The 17196-nt window shown below is 44.2% G+C and carries 11 protein-coding genes and 1 pseudogene; 2 read left to right on the top strand and 10 right to left on the bottom strand.

Annotated features, from left to right (window positions below; translation table 11 throughout):
- The first annotated feature begins 408 nt into the window (after window positions 1-408).
- Window positions 409-1578 (top strand): DUF5780 domain-containing protein, encoded by a 1170-nt coding sequence (locus G358_RS0127915; RefSeq protein WP_019640566.1) that lies wholly within the window; start codon window positions 409-411, stop codon window positions 1576-1578.
- 49 nt (window positions 1579-1627) lie between these two features.
- On the opposite strand, the gene G358_RS0127910 is transcribed toward G358_RS0127915, so the two are convergent.
- From G358_RS0127910 to G358_RS0127885, 6 genes are all read right to left on the bottom strand, one after another.
- Window positions 1628-4066, bottom strand: a complete 2439-nt coding sequence (locus tag G358_RS0127910; RefSeq protein WP_019640565.1) for a beta-glucosidase family protein — start codon at window positions 4064-4066, stop codon at window positions 1628-1630.
- 183 nt (window positions 4067-4249) lie between these two features.
- A complete protein-coding gene (locus tag G358_RS0127905; RefSeq protein ID WP_019640564.1) occupies window positions 4250-6964 on the bottom strand; it encodes a beta-glucosidase in 2715 nt (904 codons plus the stop codon).
- A 201-nt stretch (window positions 6965-7165) separates the two neighbouring features.
- Window positions 7166-8182: a glycosyltransferase family 2 protein gene (locus G358_RS0127900; RefSeq protein WP_026342514.1), complete on the bottom strand. Its 1017-nt coding sequence runs from the start codon at window positions 8180-8182 to the stop codon at window positions 7166-7168.
- A gap of 13 nt (window positions 8183-8195) precedes the next feature.
- Window positions 8196-8834: a hypothetical protein gene (locus G358_RS0127895; protein ID WP_019640562.1), complete on the bottom strand. Its 639-nt coding sequence runs from the start codon at window positions 8832-8834 to the stop codon at window positions 8196-8198.
- Window positions 8821-11262 carry a glycoside hydrolase family 3 C-terminal domain-containing protein gene (locus tag G358_RS0127890; protein WP_019640561.1) on the bottom strand — a complete coding sequence of 814 codons (2442 nt, stop codon included), beginning with the start codon at window positions 11260-11262 and terminating at the stop codon, window positions 8821-8823. The genes G358_RS0127895 and G358_RS0127890 overlap by 14 nt, the downstream gene beginning before the upstream one ends.
- A gap of 162 nt (window positions 11263-11424) precedes the next feature.
- On the bottom strand, window positions 11425-12306 hold the full coding sequence (locus G358_RS0127885) for a LysR family transcriptional regulator (RefSeq protein ID WP_019640560.1): 882 nt from the start codon (window positions 12304-12306) through the stop codon (window positions 11425-11427).
- Between the two features lie 121 nt (window positions 12307-12427).
- Here G358_RS0127885 and glf point away from each other — a divergent pair, with 121 nt between their 5' ends.
- Complete coding sequence (gene glf, locus G358_RS0127880; RefSeq protein WP_019640559.1) at window positions 12428-13531, top strand: UDP-galactopyranose mutase; 1104 nt, start codon at window positions 12428-12430, stop codon at window positions 13529-13531.
- A gap of 113 nt (window positions 13532-13644) precedes the next feature.
- On the opposite strand, the gene G358_RS0127875 is transcribed toward glf, so the two are convergent.
- The 4 genes and pseudogenes from G358_RS0127875 to G358_RS34680 form a co-directional block, all read right to left on the bottom strand.
- On the bottom strand, window positions 13645-13938 hold the full coding sequence (locus G358_RS0127875; protein WP_019640558.1) for a helix-turn-helix domain-containing protein: 294 nt from the start codon (window positions 13936-13938) through the stop codon (window positions 13645-13647).
- A 63-nt stretch (window positions 13939-14001) separates the two neighbouring features.
- Window positions 14002-14364, bottom strand: a complete 363-nt coding sequence (locus G358_RS0127870; RefSeq protein ID WP_019640557.1) for a type II toxin-antitoxin system RelE/ParE family toxin — start codon at window positions 14362-14364, stop codon at window positions 14002-14004.
- 472 nt (window positions 14365-14836) lie between these two features.
- Window positions 14837-16090, bottom strand: a complete 1254-nt coding sequence (locus G358_RS0127865) for an ATP-grasp domain-containing protein (protein WP_019640556.1) — start codon at window positions 16088-16090, stop codon at window positions 14837-14839.
- A gap of 482 nt (window positions 16091-16572) precedes the next feature.
- A pseudogene (locus tag G358_RS34680) lies at window positions 16573-16659 on the bottom strand (IS200/IS605 family transposase); the annotation flags it as partial.
- Window positions 16660-17196: the final 537 nt, after the last annotated feature.

Below are 17196 nucleotides of genomic sequence, written 5' to 3'. Positions count from 1 at the left end.
TTTGTCAAACAAGGTACTTTTTACCTATACACTGTTCAATTATGTATCTTTGAATAAATAAAAGATTTAATTTATTGTCTTATTCTAACAATCCAATGTAAATAGATTGAAAGGGGCATTTTTCCAAACAAAAAACTGGAAAACTTGGTGCTAAAACACTATGAAAATTAAGGAAGTTCGTCACATTTTCTGCCTATCAAATTTTGTCGAAATTTAGGAATCGGGGAGCTCTCCTACTTTTGGAGGAGATATAAGCAAAAAGAGCTATCCCTTCGTCTAAAAAGAAATGTTTTTACAATAGTTAAAGAGCTACTAGAGGTTGCATTCTATGAAGGAATTTCCCATATTCTGCCGAACAGTACATATAGACTATGATTAATGATAATATGCTGGAAAAGGGGATCTAAAATGGAATGCAGAAAATGTGGGACGCCAATACCGGAAAACAGTTTATTTTGTAATAAATGCGGTACAAAAGTAAAAACAGCTCAAGCAGAAACAAAAATAACGATTAATACGAAGTGGCTGATTATTGGGGGAGCTCTGGCCATTTTGATCGTCGCAGGAATCCTATTCATTGTTTTAAGCAGCAATCCGGTCGCTGCATTCAAAAAGGCGATACAAGATAATAAATATGGAAATGCCGTTGAAGTATATGAACAAGAAATAAAGGGAGATTTAGAAAAGGAGTCCGAGATCGAAGCGTTTCTAAAAGCGGATATCGAGAAAATAAAACAAGATTATATAAACGAAAAAATCGAATTCACTGCTGCTGCAAACAGATTCGAGGCGATTCAGAAAACAAGCCTTTTGTCATCTGAAGTCAGTGCAGCTCAAAATGAAATTAATGAACTCAATGATTCAAGGATAGCGTTTAAGAGCGGAGAAGAATTTCTGAAGAGCGATAATGTAAAGGATGCACTTGTGGAACTCCAAAAAGTTATAGAATCGGATACATATTATGATCGAGCTCAGGTGTTGATCAGCGAGTCCTCATCCAGCTATAAAGCAATTATCCTTGCCGATGCCGACAAGCTTTCGTCTGAGAAGCAATTCGAACAAGCGGTGAATATTATTAATGAAGCTTTAGCTATCATGCCAAACGATTCGGAACTGACAGCTAAAAAATCGGTATACGAAAAGCAGAATGAAGAAAAACTAGCTGCTGAGCGCAAGAAAAAAATGGAGGAATTGAAGGCAAATCAAGAGGTTAGTGTTGAAAGTTCTCGGATCTTCAATGATTGGATTTATGATGAAATGATAGAAATTGTAGTCCAAAACAATACCAATAAGGTGGTTAAGGAATATACAGTTGGCTATATGGTATTTGATAAAAATAATTATCCTATTAAAGTCGGTTGGTTAAACGAAGATTATTTGAAAGAAGGACGGGCCGAATCGAATATACAACCCGGTAAAACAAACGGCAAAAACGACGGGGGATGGGATTTGGATAATTCAAAGGCTGCAAAAGCCATTGCTTGTGTTAAAGAGGTGGAATACTATGATGGTTCGAAATGGGAGAATGAATACTACGATTATTGGGTTGAAGAATATAAAGAAAAGCCATTAAAATAATATTTAAAATGAAGAAGCCCGTAAAAAACGGCTTCTTCATTTTTTCACTTCAAGCCAGCCTCTTCGTTTGCCGGCGCAGCTTGTCGGCCTTCATTTTACGGCTTCTCTCTTTCAATAAATGGCTCAAACCCTTGAAGAAACGGCCGTTGGCCATTATCAAAAGGCCATCCACCATGGCCATATTCACCACGCCGCCTGTCATTCTGGCGATTCCCCTAAACGGCGTATGGTAAACGGACATCATGATCAGATTTGCCGTGCTTCGTTTACCGATTTTTCGCAGGAACCAATAAGCGAACACAATCAAATGGTAGGCCAGTCTGGCAACGGCTCCCTTCGCATACTGACATTGCTCGATCGTATCGTTATAGCCGAGCGGCTTGGATCTATCCCAAGTGGCAACCGGCACCTTCCGGCCGATCAGATGCTCAAATTCGTCAACACCGACATCGCTGACCCGGCCAGAGTAATAGGACGGCAGCTTTTCCTTCTCATAAGGAGCGGGCGCCCCCGTACCCATCACATGAAGGTAACCGGCCAACCGGATATCCGCACTGGAGGCCCCGACCATGATCGTATATTCCGCCTCTTCGATTTCCCACTGTTTGGTCTTGATGTTGTAGTAGCGAAAGGTCTTATCGTCAAAAGGAATCGTCACCGTCTTGGACTCTCCGGCATTGATAAATACTTTAACAAAACCCTTCAGCTCTTTCTGCGGCCTGAATATATCGCTAGACTCGCAGCCAACGTACAGCTGCGCGATTTCCATGCCGGCCCGATCACCCGAGTTGGTTAATGTAAAGGTGACCCCCGACTTGCCTACCTTAATATCCGAATAGTCAAAGGTCGTATAACTAAGTCCGTATCCAAAAGGAAACAGCACATCGATATCCGCCGTATCGTAATAGCGATACCCGATAAAGACGCTCTCGCGATATTCTGCCGTCAATTCGTTGCCCGGAAAATGGCGATACGAGGGAGTATCCTCATAGCGAAGCGGATACGTCTCGGCCAGCTTTCCCGAAGGGTTCACGTCTCCGGATAATACCCGGAGGATGGCTCTTGCTCCTGCCTGCCCTCCCAAATATCCATGCAGCAATCCTCTCACTTTGCCGATCCAAGGCATTTCAACCGCAGAGCCGCAGGAGAGGATGGCGATAATATTCGGATTTACCCCATGCAATGCATGGAGCAAGTCGATCTGGTTCTCCGGAATTTGCATGCTCTGCCTGTCCAGACCGTCGGCTTCTGTCACTTCATCCAGACCGAGGTACAGCAGCACGGCATCCGCTTTCTCTGCTAACGCGCAGGCTTTGGCGATTTTGCGCGGATTCTTCTTGCCGTAGCGCTCAAAGCCCGGCTCATAGCCGATGCTAACGATACCCGATTCCTCGAAACAATCCAAAGTATGATCCAAAATCGTCGGGTTAACGATCGACGAACCTGCCCCTTGATATCGTGCATCCTTGGCAAAATCACCGATAACAGCTACCTTCTTGCCAAATTTAAGCGGCAGGATGTTCCCCTCGTTCTTGAGCAGCACGATGGACTCCTCCGCCACCTTCTGCGATACCCGATGGTGCTGCTGCACGTTGAACTCCAACCGTGGTCGCTGATATACAGCCTCCGTCGAAAAAATAAGGTCAAGGAGCCGGTCCACGCACTCGTCCAAAACCTCTTCTTTAATTCTCCCGCTTTGAACAGCTTCGGCGATTTCTTGATCGGTCTCCCCAGACGTTGTCGGCATCTCCAGCTCATTTCCAGCCAGCAGCCCTAACACCCGGTCATTGCTGCCGCCCCAATCCGTGACGACGACGCCACGGTAGCCCCATTCGCCGCGTAAAATATCCTGCATTACATACATGTTCTCATTAGCGTATGTACCGTTTATTTTATTATAGGAAGACATGATCGACTTCGTCCGGCCTTCCTTTACTGCAATTTCGAAGGCGGTCAAATAGATTTCCCTAAGGGCTCTTTCGTCGACGATCGTATCGATCGACATCCGTCTCTCTTCCTGATTGTTCACGGCAAAATGCTTGACGCAAGCGGAAATCCCCTGCGACTGAATGCCTCTAATATAACTGGCCGCCATCTTGCCGGCTAGATATGGATCCTCGCTAAAGTATTCGAAGTTTCTTCCGCATAAGGGATTACGCTTCATGTTCACGCCAGGGCCGAGCAAGACATTGACCTTCTGAGAAATCGCTTCTTCCCCCAGATACTCTCCTACCTTTTCCCCCAGCTCCACATTCCAGCTGTTGGCTACTGTCGCCGCCGTCGGATAACAGGTTGCGGGAACCCCGGCATTGAGGCCCAGCTTATCCGCGGCCACGGCCTGTTTCCGGATGCCGTGCGGTCCATCGGCAAGAAACATGCTGGGTATGCCCAGCCGGCTAATGTCCTGCGTTTGCCAGAAATCCTTGCCTGACATTAATGAAGCTTTTTCTTCGATCGTCATCTTTTCGATTAATTCTTTATACTTCATTATCTAAACCTCATTTGTATTCTAAACATATTCAAAAAGAAAGACCGGTAGCATTTTTTAAAGTATATCATATAATAATCCCTGAGACTTAACGGTTCCCCTTAAAATCAGCGTCGACGAGCAAAAAATATGGCGGCACCTCAAGTAGAAGTACCGCCGGAAAAGAGCTCTATTCCTATCGTGTTATTGCATTTTCCAAGTGCGCGAAACAGCGTATAAGACGTTTTTGCTTACATTGTACAGACTCTTCGTCCCGCCGATTTTCGTCGCCGGATCCTTGGCGACTGTAAGCATGACTTTATTGTGGTTGTCTCCGCCCTGCCATACGGCCATAACGTCAAGAGATACGTCGCCGCCGGCATAGATCATTTGCACAGGATTCATATGCGGATACATATTGGCATCGGTAATGACGAGCCCTTTGAAGCCCCATTCATTGCGAAGTACCTCCGTCAGCAAGCCTTTATGTCCACCGGCCCAATTCAAGCCGATATAGTTGAACGAGGACATGACGCCAAGGCTGCCCCCTTCCTTCACCGCAAGCTCGAAGGGCTTCAAATATACTTCGCGAATAGCCTGCTCGTTAGACCAAGTGAAGAGCTGATCACGAGTGCCTCTTTCCTTCTCATTTAATGCAAAATGCTTAATATAAGTGATGACACCCTTTTCGGAGGCGCCCTTCACGACTTGTGCAGCGATTTTACCGGATAGGACACCATCTTCGCTATAATACTCAAAGTTTCTGCCGTTAAACGGTGTACGATGAATGTTCATAGCAGGCGAATACCATCCGCTATATCCGAATGCTTGCGCCTCTTGTCCAACGCTTGTTCCCATCAGATAAGCCGCATCATCGTTCCAAGTAGCAGCTAGAATGCCTGGTGCTGCATACGTCACGCCGACCCCCTCGGCTCCCATAATCGGGCCGGAATAAATATTGGAGGCGATGGCCATGGAGCCATCGGGCTGCAATGTCTTCGGCACACCCAACCGCTGTATCTCAAGCAACTGGTAAGCACCTGTACCCGCGATGTTCGCCATTTCCTCGAGCGTTAATTGCGATAGGAACTCGTCCCAGCGCGGATCATCGTAATCTACTTCCACCATATCAGAGAGCATTATCGTTTGATTCAGATTTTTGCCGTACTCCGGCATATCCGCATCGGTGTATCCCAACTCTTTGTCAGTAGGCACCGAATAATTCAATGCATCCAGTATGTCCTGGGTAGCTGTAAAATCCGACTCTTGAGGACCGGTAAATGCCCGGCTCTCCGGGTTCCATTCCCTTGTAAGATAATCATCTATATAATACGCATCCTCGAATTGATTGGTCGCAACCTGTTGATCAGTAGGTCGTATACCGTCATTTTCCTCGTTATAAATGATGCTGTCGCGAACCGTAAATATTTCCGATCCGATTTTCGCGTGAGCGTTCTCCATCAGCATCAACTCGTAATCACCGGCTTCCACGACATAAGCCTTATTCACTTTATAATCGTAAGATGCCAAATCTTCGACGTTAAAGGATAGCGAGTAATTCTCCGTATTGCCAGGTTCGATGATGTTGGTCTTTTTGAAGGTTACAAGATTCACAGCTGATTTCTCGATGGCTCCGGTGTAAGGAGGATTCGCATAAATCTGAATGACATCTTTACCTGGCACCTCGCCCGTATTCTTAACGGAAACACGAATTGTAATTACGCCGTCCTCTTCTTTCATACCTATAATACTCTTGGCAAACGTCGTGTAACTAAGACCATGGCCGAACGGGAACATCACGTCAGCTTCATAATTATAGCTTTCATCTGTCGCATGGCGCGTCTCATAATACTTGTATCCTACATAGATGCCCTCATGATATTGATTGAAGAATCCCGACTTTTCGGGCGCGTTGGCATATTTGAACGCATCCTTCATCATCTTTCCACTAGAATCGGTTGCTTGATAGTTGTTCGCGGCCGGATTGCTCATGATGTCCGCAACCCATGTATCAACCAAACGACCCGATGGATTTACCTTTCCATTCAAAATTCTTGCCAACGATTTCGTGCCTGTTTCCCCAGGGTATCCGATCCAAATCACGCTCTTAATCGATGGGTAATCATTCAAGAAGTCAAGCTGCATCGCGTTAACCGAGTTAATGACCAAAATAACGTTATCAAAGTTTGAGCTGACCACCTCAATCATCGCCGCTTCTTCTTCCGACAATCCAAGCTCCTCCGGGGTCAAGTCAACCATTTCTCCACCGCCGCGTCCCACAACAATCATCGCCGTATCGGAGAATTCCTTGGCATGCTCGATGATCGTTCTTCCGTCGCTATACAGTGAACTGTCTTCATAAGCTGTCTTCGGCACTTCAGGAAGTATTAGATTGCTTGCTTCTCCTAAAATTTCGGAATCGCTGCGATTCTTAGGTGCAGCCGTTGCATTTATGGATAGCTTACCGCTCTTATAAAAGTTGTAATGCAGGTAAAGCAATTCTTGGTTCAACTCAAAATTTCCGTCTTCTCCACTTAGGGCCTCTTCAAGCTTTACCGCTTTGGTAACATCTGTTGCCGTGGAGCCGCCCGAGTTGAATAGCGTAAGAACGGATCGGGTTCCGAATACGTTCAGTTTGGCTTTATTATCCTCGGACGTGGCAATCGGCAGGAAATTTTCGTTATTCTGCATGAGCACAAAGCCTTCGTCGGTAATTTTCTCGATCGTCTCAATCGCCGAGGAGTACGAAAGCTTCTGTTCTTCCGTATCCGGCTTGAATTTGGCCAGCAGCCAGTAGCCTGACGAGGTCACTACGAAAGCATAATAGAGGACCGCACCCAGCAAAAGAACCAGGGCCCCTAAGCTAATCAGTAAATTTCTTTTTTTCTTGCTCATTTTACTCGTTGTTTTCTCGCTCATTTCCAGAATTCCCCTCTCAAATATTCAGCGAACTGCAAGTTTTTCTTTTCTCTTTTCTCGGTTTCCATATTTATACAAGCGCTTTCATTTACGATAATACTTACCCCCCTTTTTTTGCTTACTCCTAGCCTAACTGATTATTACTGGAACCACTATCAACCAAATGTTAAGGGGGTAAACTTTTAGTTTACGAGGGTCCCTTTAATTAAAGCCATATATTCTCTGCGAAATTTTATACGCGCCAACGGAAACGAGCCGGCCATATCGTCCCGGCAAACTAATCAGCCGGCCCAGAAACCCGTATTTAAGCCGGTGATATAACCGTACATCCTTGGCCTTGATATATTTCCACAGTTCCTTCTTCTTCTTGAAATTTTCTTCTGCCCCCGAGCGGATGAGCAGGATAGAAGAAATGACTGTGACGATTTCCAGATGGCGAAGCAAATAATGCTCCAGCATGGGATGGGCAATATTGTCCGCTTCGATCTGATCGACCATGAGTTTATTTACTTTGATCTGCTGATCGATTCTGCGGATCATCGTGCTTTCTTGAACCGACTGATCCTGCCTGCCGATAAAATATCTATAAAAATCGACATTGGCATAATACATTTTCTTTACATGCTGAAGCGGGATGAACACGTATAAATTGTCGACGTAAAAAGTATGCTTCGGAAGCGTTAATCCTGAATCCTGAAGCAATTGCGTTCTGAAGATCAGCGAATGCATCATCAGATACCGGCCTTTGCGAAAACGCTTCATGTCATCCCAAGTGAAGATCCTCCCTTCCGGAAGAGCATGGTCATAATTCATAACCTTCTTGCGTTTGAGTCCTTCTTTTTCATACACGAAATTGCTGATTAACATATCGATTGATTTTGCCTCTGCCACAAACTGATTTAATACTTTCAAAATTTCAAAATACGCCGGAACATCCACCCAGTCATCGCTGTCTACGACTTTAAAATACAGGCCCGAAGCATGCCGGATCCCTGCGTTGACAGCTTCTCCATGTCCCCCGTTTTCCTGATGGATTGCTTTGACAATCGTCGGGTATTTAGCGGCATATTCATTGGCGATATCAGCCGTTTTATCTGTCGATCCATCATTGACGATCAATATTTCGACGTCTTCTCCCCCCGGCAATAAGGACTCTATGCAACAACGCATATAGTCCTGGGAGTTATAACACGGAACGACAATCGATAGCCGTTTCATAATCATCACGCCTTTACTTGTCTGATGCTGTCGCCTGTCCGGCGGTTTGTTCTGCAGGTTCTTGCTTAAAAATGATTTTAAATATCGGGAAAAATACCCAGAATGAAATTGCGCTATTAATGATCATCGTAATGACGTCTGCCGTCGTTTCCCCAGTTGAGCCCATGCCCCATGTGTTCATCAACAGATTGTAGATCGGCGCTTTATAGAAGCCTTGAGCGGCAGCGGCTCCGATCGATATTACGAAGTAAGCCACTACGTACCAGAATGCCGCCTTCCAAATGTTGCTGTTTGATTTGAACGTAATATTTCTCTGGGCAAAGAAATTGATGATCTGGGCCATCGCGATAGAAATTTGAATCGCCAGGAAATAGGCAAGCCCGCCCCCGCCGCCGGAGGACAGGGTCCCCGCAGCATAATCAAATACATAATACTGGCTGCCGTCAAAGTTGCTGCCGATTTGTAAAATTTGAAAGTTCATGCCTACTAATGCCGTTTTCGCAAATATTGACTTAAAGAGAGGCATCACCACTATCTGCAGTACTGTCACACCGTTGCTTAGTATAAAAAAGACTAAAAATTGAGTCATATTGGGGTGCTTGTCCTTGTAATTTTTCCACCAGGATTTGAGTCCCATATTACGCTCCTTCATTGTTTAAGCTCCTTAGCTTAGCAGCCTTTATCAGCTTTTTTCTTTCTTTCAAAAAATGAGCCATGCCTTTAAAGAAATTGCCGTTAACCATCAGCAAGAGCCCGTCCAGCATGGGCATATTCACGATCCCGCCCGTCATTCTGGCAATTCCTCTAAACGGCATATGGTAGACGGACATCATGATCAGATTCGCCGTGCTTCTCTTCCCTATTTTTCGCAAGAACCAATAGGCGAACGTAATCAGATGGAAGGCAAACCTCGCCAGCCAACCTTTGGCATACTGGCACTGGGCGATCGTATCATTATAGCCTAGCGGCCGTGTCCGGTCCCAAGTGGGAACGGGAACTTGGCGGCCAAGCAGATACTCAAACTCTTCTTTCGTGACATCTCTTACTTTCCCAGCGTACATGGAAGGGATGTTCTCTTTATCGTACGGCAATGGCGCATCCGTCCCTTCTACGAAAAGAGTACTTTCTAACCGGATATCCGCGCTGGAAGCACCGATCATGATGGCATAATCCGCCTGCTCGATCTCCCATCGGTTCGTCTTTACGTTAAAGTAACGGAAAGCCTTATCATCGAACAGAATACGCACAGTCTTCGTTTCGCCTGCCAGCAGAAATACCTTAGTAAAGCCTTTGAGTTCTTTGTTCGGCCTGAAAATGTTCCCGGAACGACACCCGACGTACAGTTGTGCAATTTCCATCCCAGCTATAGTTCCGGTATTTGTGATATTGAAGGTTACTCCGTCACGATCGGCCTGAATATTGGAGTATTCAAAGGTGGTATAGCTCAGCCCATAGCCAAACGGAAACAATACATTTACGTTCGCTGTATCATAATAACGGTAGCCGATAAATAAGCTTTCTCGATATTCTACGCTAACTTCCTTCCCTGGAAAACTTCCGAAAGCAGGGGTATCCTCGTAGCGAAGCGGATAGGTTTCCGCTAGTTTTCCTGAAGGATTGATCTCTCCCGTCAGTACCCGCAAAATCGCTTTCGCTCCGGCCTGGCCGCTTAAATAGCCATGCACCAAACCTTTTACTTTATCGATCCACGGCATTTCAATTGCGGAACCGCATGACAGGACGGCCACAATATTCGGGTTCGTTTCATGCAGCGCATGAATAAGCTCTATCTGATTTTCGGGCAGCTTCATATTGCTCCGGTCGAGGCCTTCAGCCTCCGTCGCTTCGTCGAGACCGATATATAGAAGAACTACGTCCGCTTTTTTAGCAAGCGCGCAGGCTTTGTCGATTTTTTTTCTGCTCTTTTTTCCATATCGTTCAAAGCCCGGCTCATAGCCGATGCTATCGATTCCGAATTGTTCGAGAGAATCCAGGGTATTCACCCTAACTGTCGGATTCACGATGGATGAACCTGCGCCTTGGTAGCGTGCTTCGCTGGCAAAGTCCCCGATGATTGCAGCTTTGACGCCTTTCTTAATCGGCAGTATACGGTCTTCATTTTTCAGCAGGACGATGGATTCCTCCGCAGCCTGCTGTGCCGCTTCGTGGTGCTTCTCCACATTGAAGCTCTTCTCGTTACGATTCTTGTAAACTTCCTCTGTCGTAAATATAAGGTCAAGCAGCCGGTCTACGCATCTGTCCAGCACTTCTTCTTTGATTTGTCCGCTCTTCACTGCTGTTATGATATCTTCATTCGTTTCGCCTGCCGTGGTGGGCATTTCCAGTTCATTACCGGCAATCAGCCCGGCCACGCGGTCATTGCTTCCGCCCCAATCCGTGACGACGACGCCTTCGAAGCCCCATTCCTCCCGCAGAATTTCTTGCATTAAATGCAAGTTTTCATTCGTATAGGTTCCGTTCAATTGGTTATAGGATGACATCACCGTCATCGGCTCGCCTTCCGCGATGGCTATTTCAAAGGCCGTCAGATAAATTTCCCGCAACGTCCTTTCGTCGACGATCGTGTCGATGGACATTCGCCGTTCTTCCTGATTGTTCACGGCAAAATGCTTGACGCAGGCCGAAACGCCATGAGACTGAATTCCTCTGATGTAGCCTGCTGCCATTTTTCCGGCATGGTAAGGATCTTCGCTGAAATACTCGAAATTTCTGCCGCATAACGGATCTCTCTTCATATTGATCCCCGGCCCCAGCAATACATTCACCTTCTGAGCAGCGGCCTCTTCGCCCAAATATTGCCCGACTTTCTCGCCGAGCTCCACATTCCAGCTATTGGCAACGGTTGCAGCAGTCGGAAAGCAGGTGGCCGGAATACTCGGGTTAAGTCCTAAATGATCTGCAGCGGCCGCTTGTTTCCGGATGCCATGCGGGCCATCTGCAAGAAAGATACTGTGAATTCCAAGATGTTCTATATCTTGTGTTTGCCAGAAATCTTTTCCTGACATTAACGAAGCCTTCTCTTCCAAAGTCATTCTGTTGATGATCTGCAAATATTTCACGATACAGCCCCTCTAGTTTTAGTTGATGAACACTGCTATACACAAGACAGATTGGTTAAGTAAAGGTTAATTGATTTCAAATCATAAAGCCATCAACCAAAAGTTAAAGGGGGTAACTTTTAGTTTAGATCGAAAAAAGCCGCTATGACGGGCATTCGCACATCAAAGCGGCTTTCTCTTCCGTTTAATATAACTTTGTAATAAAGAAATGACCTTGGAATTAATCCCGCTTTTTCTCCAAACCAGATACACATTTTGCGGGATTTTCTCTTTCAATCGAATTACTTTTAAGCTTTCGTGATCATATTCTTCCTCCACAAAGTCTATCGATATCGCCACGTATCCGTTTCTTTCGCATAGTCTATGTGCCGTTGCCATGCTGCCGTATTCATGCTTCACGTTGGGAGTAAATCCATTCTCCTGGCACTTAGCCAAAAAACTGTGCTCCTTCTCGTTCTCGATCGGCTTGATGACTAAAGACTCGTGCTCCAACTCCAAGATGGAGATTTCGTCTTTAAGGGCCAGCGCATGGCTGTTAGAGACGACAGCTACGCTCTCCCCTGAAGTAATTAACTCGAATTCGAAGTTTTCCAAGTCCTGGTATCCGAGCACCAAACCAACATCCACTTCTTCTTGAAACAGCTGCTCGATCGGGTATTCATCAGGATACTCTTTGATCTTGATCTTAATATCGGGATGTATTTCGGTCACTTGATATAAATAATCCACAGGGAGCAATGCGGTAGCCGAATAATTGATGACAACGTTCAAGACGCGCTTTCTGCCGCCGATAATGCTGATTTCCTTCTTGATATCATCCATCAAGTACTTGATATGTTTGGCTCTCGCATACAATAACTCGCCCGTTTCAGTCGCTTCCATCCCACGCGGGCCCCGGTAGAACAGCTCCGTCTCCAATTCCATCTCCAGCTGCTTGATCGTCTTACTTATGCCTTGCGGGGTAATGTACAGATCCTTGGCAGCCCCGGTTATACTTTTTTTCTCATATACTTTTATGAAATAATCCAGTCCTTCTGTATTCATATAACCTCCTTGCTGCAGGCGTACACACCAGCTTTTATCGCTTCGGCTATTGATCGGTATTGCTACTAAGATATATAGTATAATACAACTAATTTAAAAAAGGCTATTAAGGAGACTCATCATGTATCACTATTTGATTGTGGGTGCAGGATTATTTGGAGCAACATTCGCTTATGAAGCGGGAAAAAGAGGAAAGAAATGCCTAGTCATCGACAAAAGAAACCACATCGGCGGGAACATATATACGGAAGAAATCGAGGGCATCCACGTACACAAGTACGGGGCTCATATTTTTCACACGAACAGCAAGGCCATATGGGATTATGTGAACCAATTCGCCGAATTCAACCGGTACACTAATTCACCCATCGCCAATTATAAAGGGGAGCTATATAATCTGCCCTTCAACATGAACACCTTCAATAAGCTGTGGGGTGTCGTCACCCCGGACGAAGCCAAGCTCAAAATCGAGGAGCAAAGGCAGGCCGCCGGCATCACCGAGCCGAGAAACTTGGAGGAACAAGCGATTTCGCTTGTCGGAACCGATATATACGAAAAACTGATCAAAGGCTATACCGAGAAGCAATGGGGAAGATCGGCCAAGGACTTGCCTTCCTTCATCATCAAACGGCTCCCCGTCCGCTTCACTTATGACAACAACTACTTCAATGACCGCTACCAGGGTATTCCGATCGGCGGTTATGGAACGATCATCGATAAGATGCTGGAGGGTATCGAGGTCAAGCTGAACGTCGATTTTTTTGATCGCAAAGAAGACTGGCTCCAATGCTCCCATAAAGTCGTGTATACCGGTATGATCGACCAATATTACGATTACGAATACGGCGTGCTCGAATACCGGAGCCTGCAGTTCGAAACGAAGGTGCTGCACGATACGGCCAACTACCAAGGCAATGCCGTCGTCAATTACACGGACCCGGAGACGCCGTATACGCGGATCATTGAGCATAAGCATTTTGAATTCGGCACGCAGGACAAAACGGTCATTACCGAGGAGTACCCCACAGAGTGGAAGCCGGGCGACGAGCCCTATTACCCGATCAATGACGATAAAAACAATGAAATCTACAGGAAATACAAAGCGCTAGCCGACAGCGAGCAACGCGTCATTTTCGGGGGACGCCTTGCCACCTACAAATACTATGACATGCACCAAGTCATTGGAGCGGCTTTGGCCGAGGTGAGCAGGGAGTTGGGGGAGTGAGTGACAGTCAATTGATACGATTAGAGATAAGAAATAATCTAGAATACAACGAGCATAAAAACAAGGATTCTCTGGCGAGGATCCTTGTTTTATTTCGTTATGTCTTTCATATTTCAAACCGTTGCAACTGTAGCTGCGTCTTCGTCAATTACCAATTCAAGCTTTAAACCTAGAGCCTTAGCAATTGTCTGGATCGTATCTATCTTAGGAACAATCCGAGCACTTTCAATTCGAGCAATTGCTGATTGCTTAAGACCAGTAAGCTCAGCTACTTCCTCTTGAGTAAATCCCAGTTCATGACGTCGTTGAATTAGATTAGAAACTAAATAAGCGGTAAATTCAAGTCCATTTTTCTCATAATCTGGGAGCGACGAAATATTTTTCTTTACATCGTCCCAACTTCTCATGGTTTACCCTACCTTTCATTTCTAGTTTATGTTGCATTAAATAATGCTATTTTAGTATGTTTACTAAGTTAAGTAACGGGTATTCCAGCTTTCCATTTCTTGCTTAGCCTTCTCAATTTCAAGATTAGGTGTCCTGTTTGATGTTTTTCTGAAACCATGCAGTAAAACAATATGATTCCCATTCCACATAAAGAAAAATACTCGGTAATCATCTGGCCGCAACTCCCAAAGTTTCCCGTCAATCTGCTTGGTAAACTTTTCGCCACATCTTGTACCATTTTGTCTAAGCAACTCTACGGAATAATAAAACTTTTTTAATAAGTTTCGTGCAGCTTTATCCGTAGGCGCCTTACGATCTAGCTCAGCAATAAAGTTAGCAAGCGGACTATTCCCACGGGCATCTTCGTATAACAAAATCTTATACAATCTAATGCCCCGCTTTCTATACACTATATTCAATTATAACAACTTGGTTATAATATAACACAAACGTTATAAACAATCAATCTACTTTGACAAAAAATCACTGTAAAAAAATAAACAACATACTTATCAAAGTTCCTTGTTGAAGTAACCGCCATGAGTCGCACACTAAAACAAGGATCCTTGCTCTTATTTCATCTATTCGTTATTGATTCTTTCCAGAATATGCACTTGGTGCAATATGGATTTTATTTACTGAGGCGGAATTTTCCAGTCCGTGCATCATGTATTTGAATCCGTTTCCGTAATTACTTTTATTTAGATGATAAAAAGCCAGATCGTATAAAAACTTATTAAAATTATCGGGTATTATTCACGAACGAACTCTAGTGTAAAATCCAGTCCTAAAACAATATGATCTCCGAATCTCTTTTGTACTTCTATACTTCAAACCCTTTCTTATATAAACGTATAATTATTCAATCTCAAAAGTAATAGATTCTATGAATTGTTTGGAGGCTTTCAAAGCTTCGCTAGCATTACTTGCTTTTGTAACAACATATCCTAAAAGGTCTGCATTACACATAGGCACTCGCACTTCTTGTCCTATTTTCAATGGAATGTCGTATTCCTGTATATCTGCTTTGTCCAAAAAGGATAGATCTGGAAGCGTTTTAATAACTCCGTTCTTTGGGCTGGTGAGCTTGTAAATAGCTGCTCCATATTCCTCATGTACATCCCATGTCGGTGACATACCTCGGGCGATATCTATAACGATATCTAAAGGATTGATTCCGGTTGCTAGCTCAATGACGTGGCTGCCAATACCTCCGCCAGCCAATCTAGGATTAATTTCAATAATTACCGGCTGACCATTAACAAACTTCACTTCAGAATGACATGCGGCAGAATGAATTCCGAGTATCCTTAATGCTTTTGAAACAGCGTTAAACAACAAATTCTGTGGATCGGGAACGGGAAAAGAGTGACCAACTTCAATAAAATGTCCTCTTGAAGTACCGATTAAGAACTTTTTTGTTATGCCCATGAGCTGTATGGGCTGATCGTCTGCCCCTTGAAATGTTTCCACACTGTACTCTTCACCAGAAATATATGCTTCAAGAAGAAGGCCCCCGGAAGCCTTTACTTGTCCTGCCCGATTTTCCGATTTAGATGTTATGCGGTAAAAGTTTTGCAGTAACTCATTTTCATTATGTATTAAAATAACGTCCAAACTGTCATTCTCATCTTGAGGTTTCATTATTAACGGATAACCTAACAATAAGGCTTTTTCTAAAGCTTTATCAGCAGTATCAACTAAAAAAAAGGGAGGATTTAATTCTGGCGCATTTTTTTTCAGTTCCATTCTCATTTTATATTTATTTCTCGCCTTAAGAGCAGCTTCATATGGCATGGAGGGTAGTTGTAAAAATTCCGCCATTGCAGCCGCCTGCGGAACATAAAAATCGGCTGTTGTAGTCACAGCAGTAATCGGATGTTCCTGATGTAATTGATTTGCTGCTTCACATAAACTAGAGATATCGTTTGTGTCCACATCTATAATCTTATCAAGAAACTGCAATATTCCGTTCTGCCCCAGTTCTCTTTTATAATATTCCTTTCCTTTCTTTGTGAATAAAGTCACATAAACTCCCTTGTTTTTAGCAGTTTGAGCCGCCTTTAGACCAGCGCCAGTTATAGTAGCCTCAATAAAAATAATATGTTCCATTTTATGAAGTTTACCTCCATTTATTACTTTTAGTTCATTATTATATCCCCCCAAAAATCCTAGTCAATGATTAATATACAAATTCCCGGAAAATAGTTACATATAATTCTAATTGATCATACATTATTAGCTCGGCTATATACTATGTTCGTTTGCCCCACAAAAAAACTATGACAGCCCATTTCACTCCCCCTAGCATAAACCCGATTGCATGAATTCTTCGCTATTATAACAGTAGCATTATGGGATTATGTTATTTTCTTCAAAAGCCATCTCTCCAAACCGTTAAAAGACATGTTATTTTCCTAAGATAAGCATTTAACGGAAGCCATAGATAAGCTGAGTGTAAAAGAGTATAAAGATCCGTTCAGTAGCAACAAGAGCAAGGAAGAAATAAACAAGTTTAACTGGTAAGTGAAAGTGATCATGTGCTTCTTGTTTACGAATGTATTTGGCTACAGTTGCTTCATTTAGGCTCACTGTACATAATATCCTTCTGCCCAGAATTTTCGATTCCCATATTTATACTTTAATTGCGCATGCCTTTCAAAGATCATTAACGAACCCTCCACCCGCAACAAATAACACTGAGCTTGAACAGATTTGTGGTCAGGCTCGCGTCTTTAGGCGCAGTTTGGCAACAGGGGATTATCCCCCACAAGCACCTCCCACTCTTTGGACGGGTGGTCATGATTTAATTACCCGAAAATTACAGTGAAAGCCCCAGGCCTGAAATAACGCCTATATTTTCCTTCACCCTGCAGAACATATACAGATTTCTGCATCCTATACTAAGTATTTACGATGGCCACGCAGTCACGCTTATCAGCGACTGTTGTTTGATTCTAGCTATGATGAACGATAAACAGACAGCCCTCCACATTGCTACATCTCGTAGGTTAAAATGGAAAGTGGAAAGACCAACCATTTCAGAGCTACATAGCAAAGGAGAGCTGATACTATGCAGTCTATCACAAAATTCGTCGGTTTAGATGTATCCAAAGCAAAAATTTCGGTGGCCATTGCGGATTCAACCGGGGAAGCCCCTCGCTATTACGGGAGCATTCCACATTCGGCGGCGGCACTTCGTAAACTCATCAAAGAAC

Source organism: Paenibacillus fonticola DSM 21315 (genome assembly GCF_000381905.1).
GTDB classification, from domain to species: domain Bacteria; phylum Bacillota; class Bacilli; order Paenibacillales; family Paenibacillaceae; genus Fontibacillus; species Fontibacillus fonticola.
The sequence above is the reverse complement of the archived record's forward strand: the minus strand, read 5'-3'. Positions and strand labels throughout refer to the sequence as shown.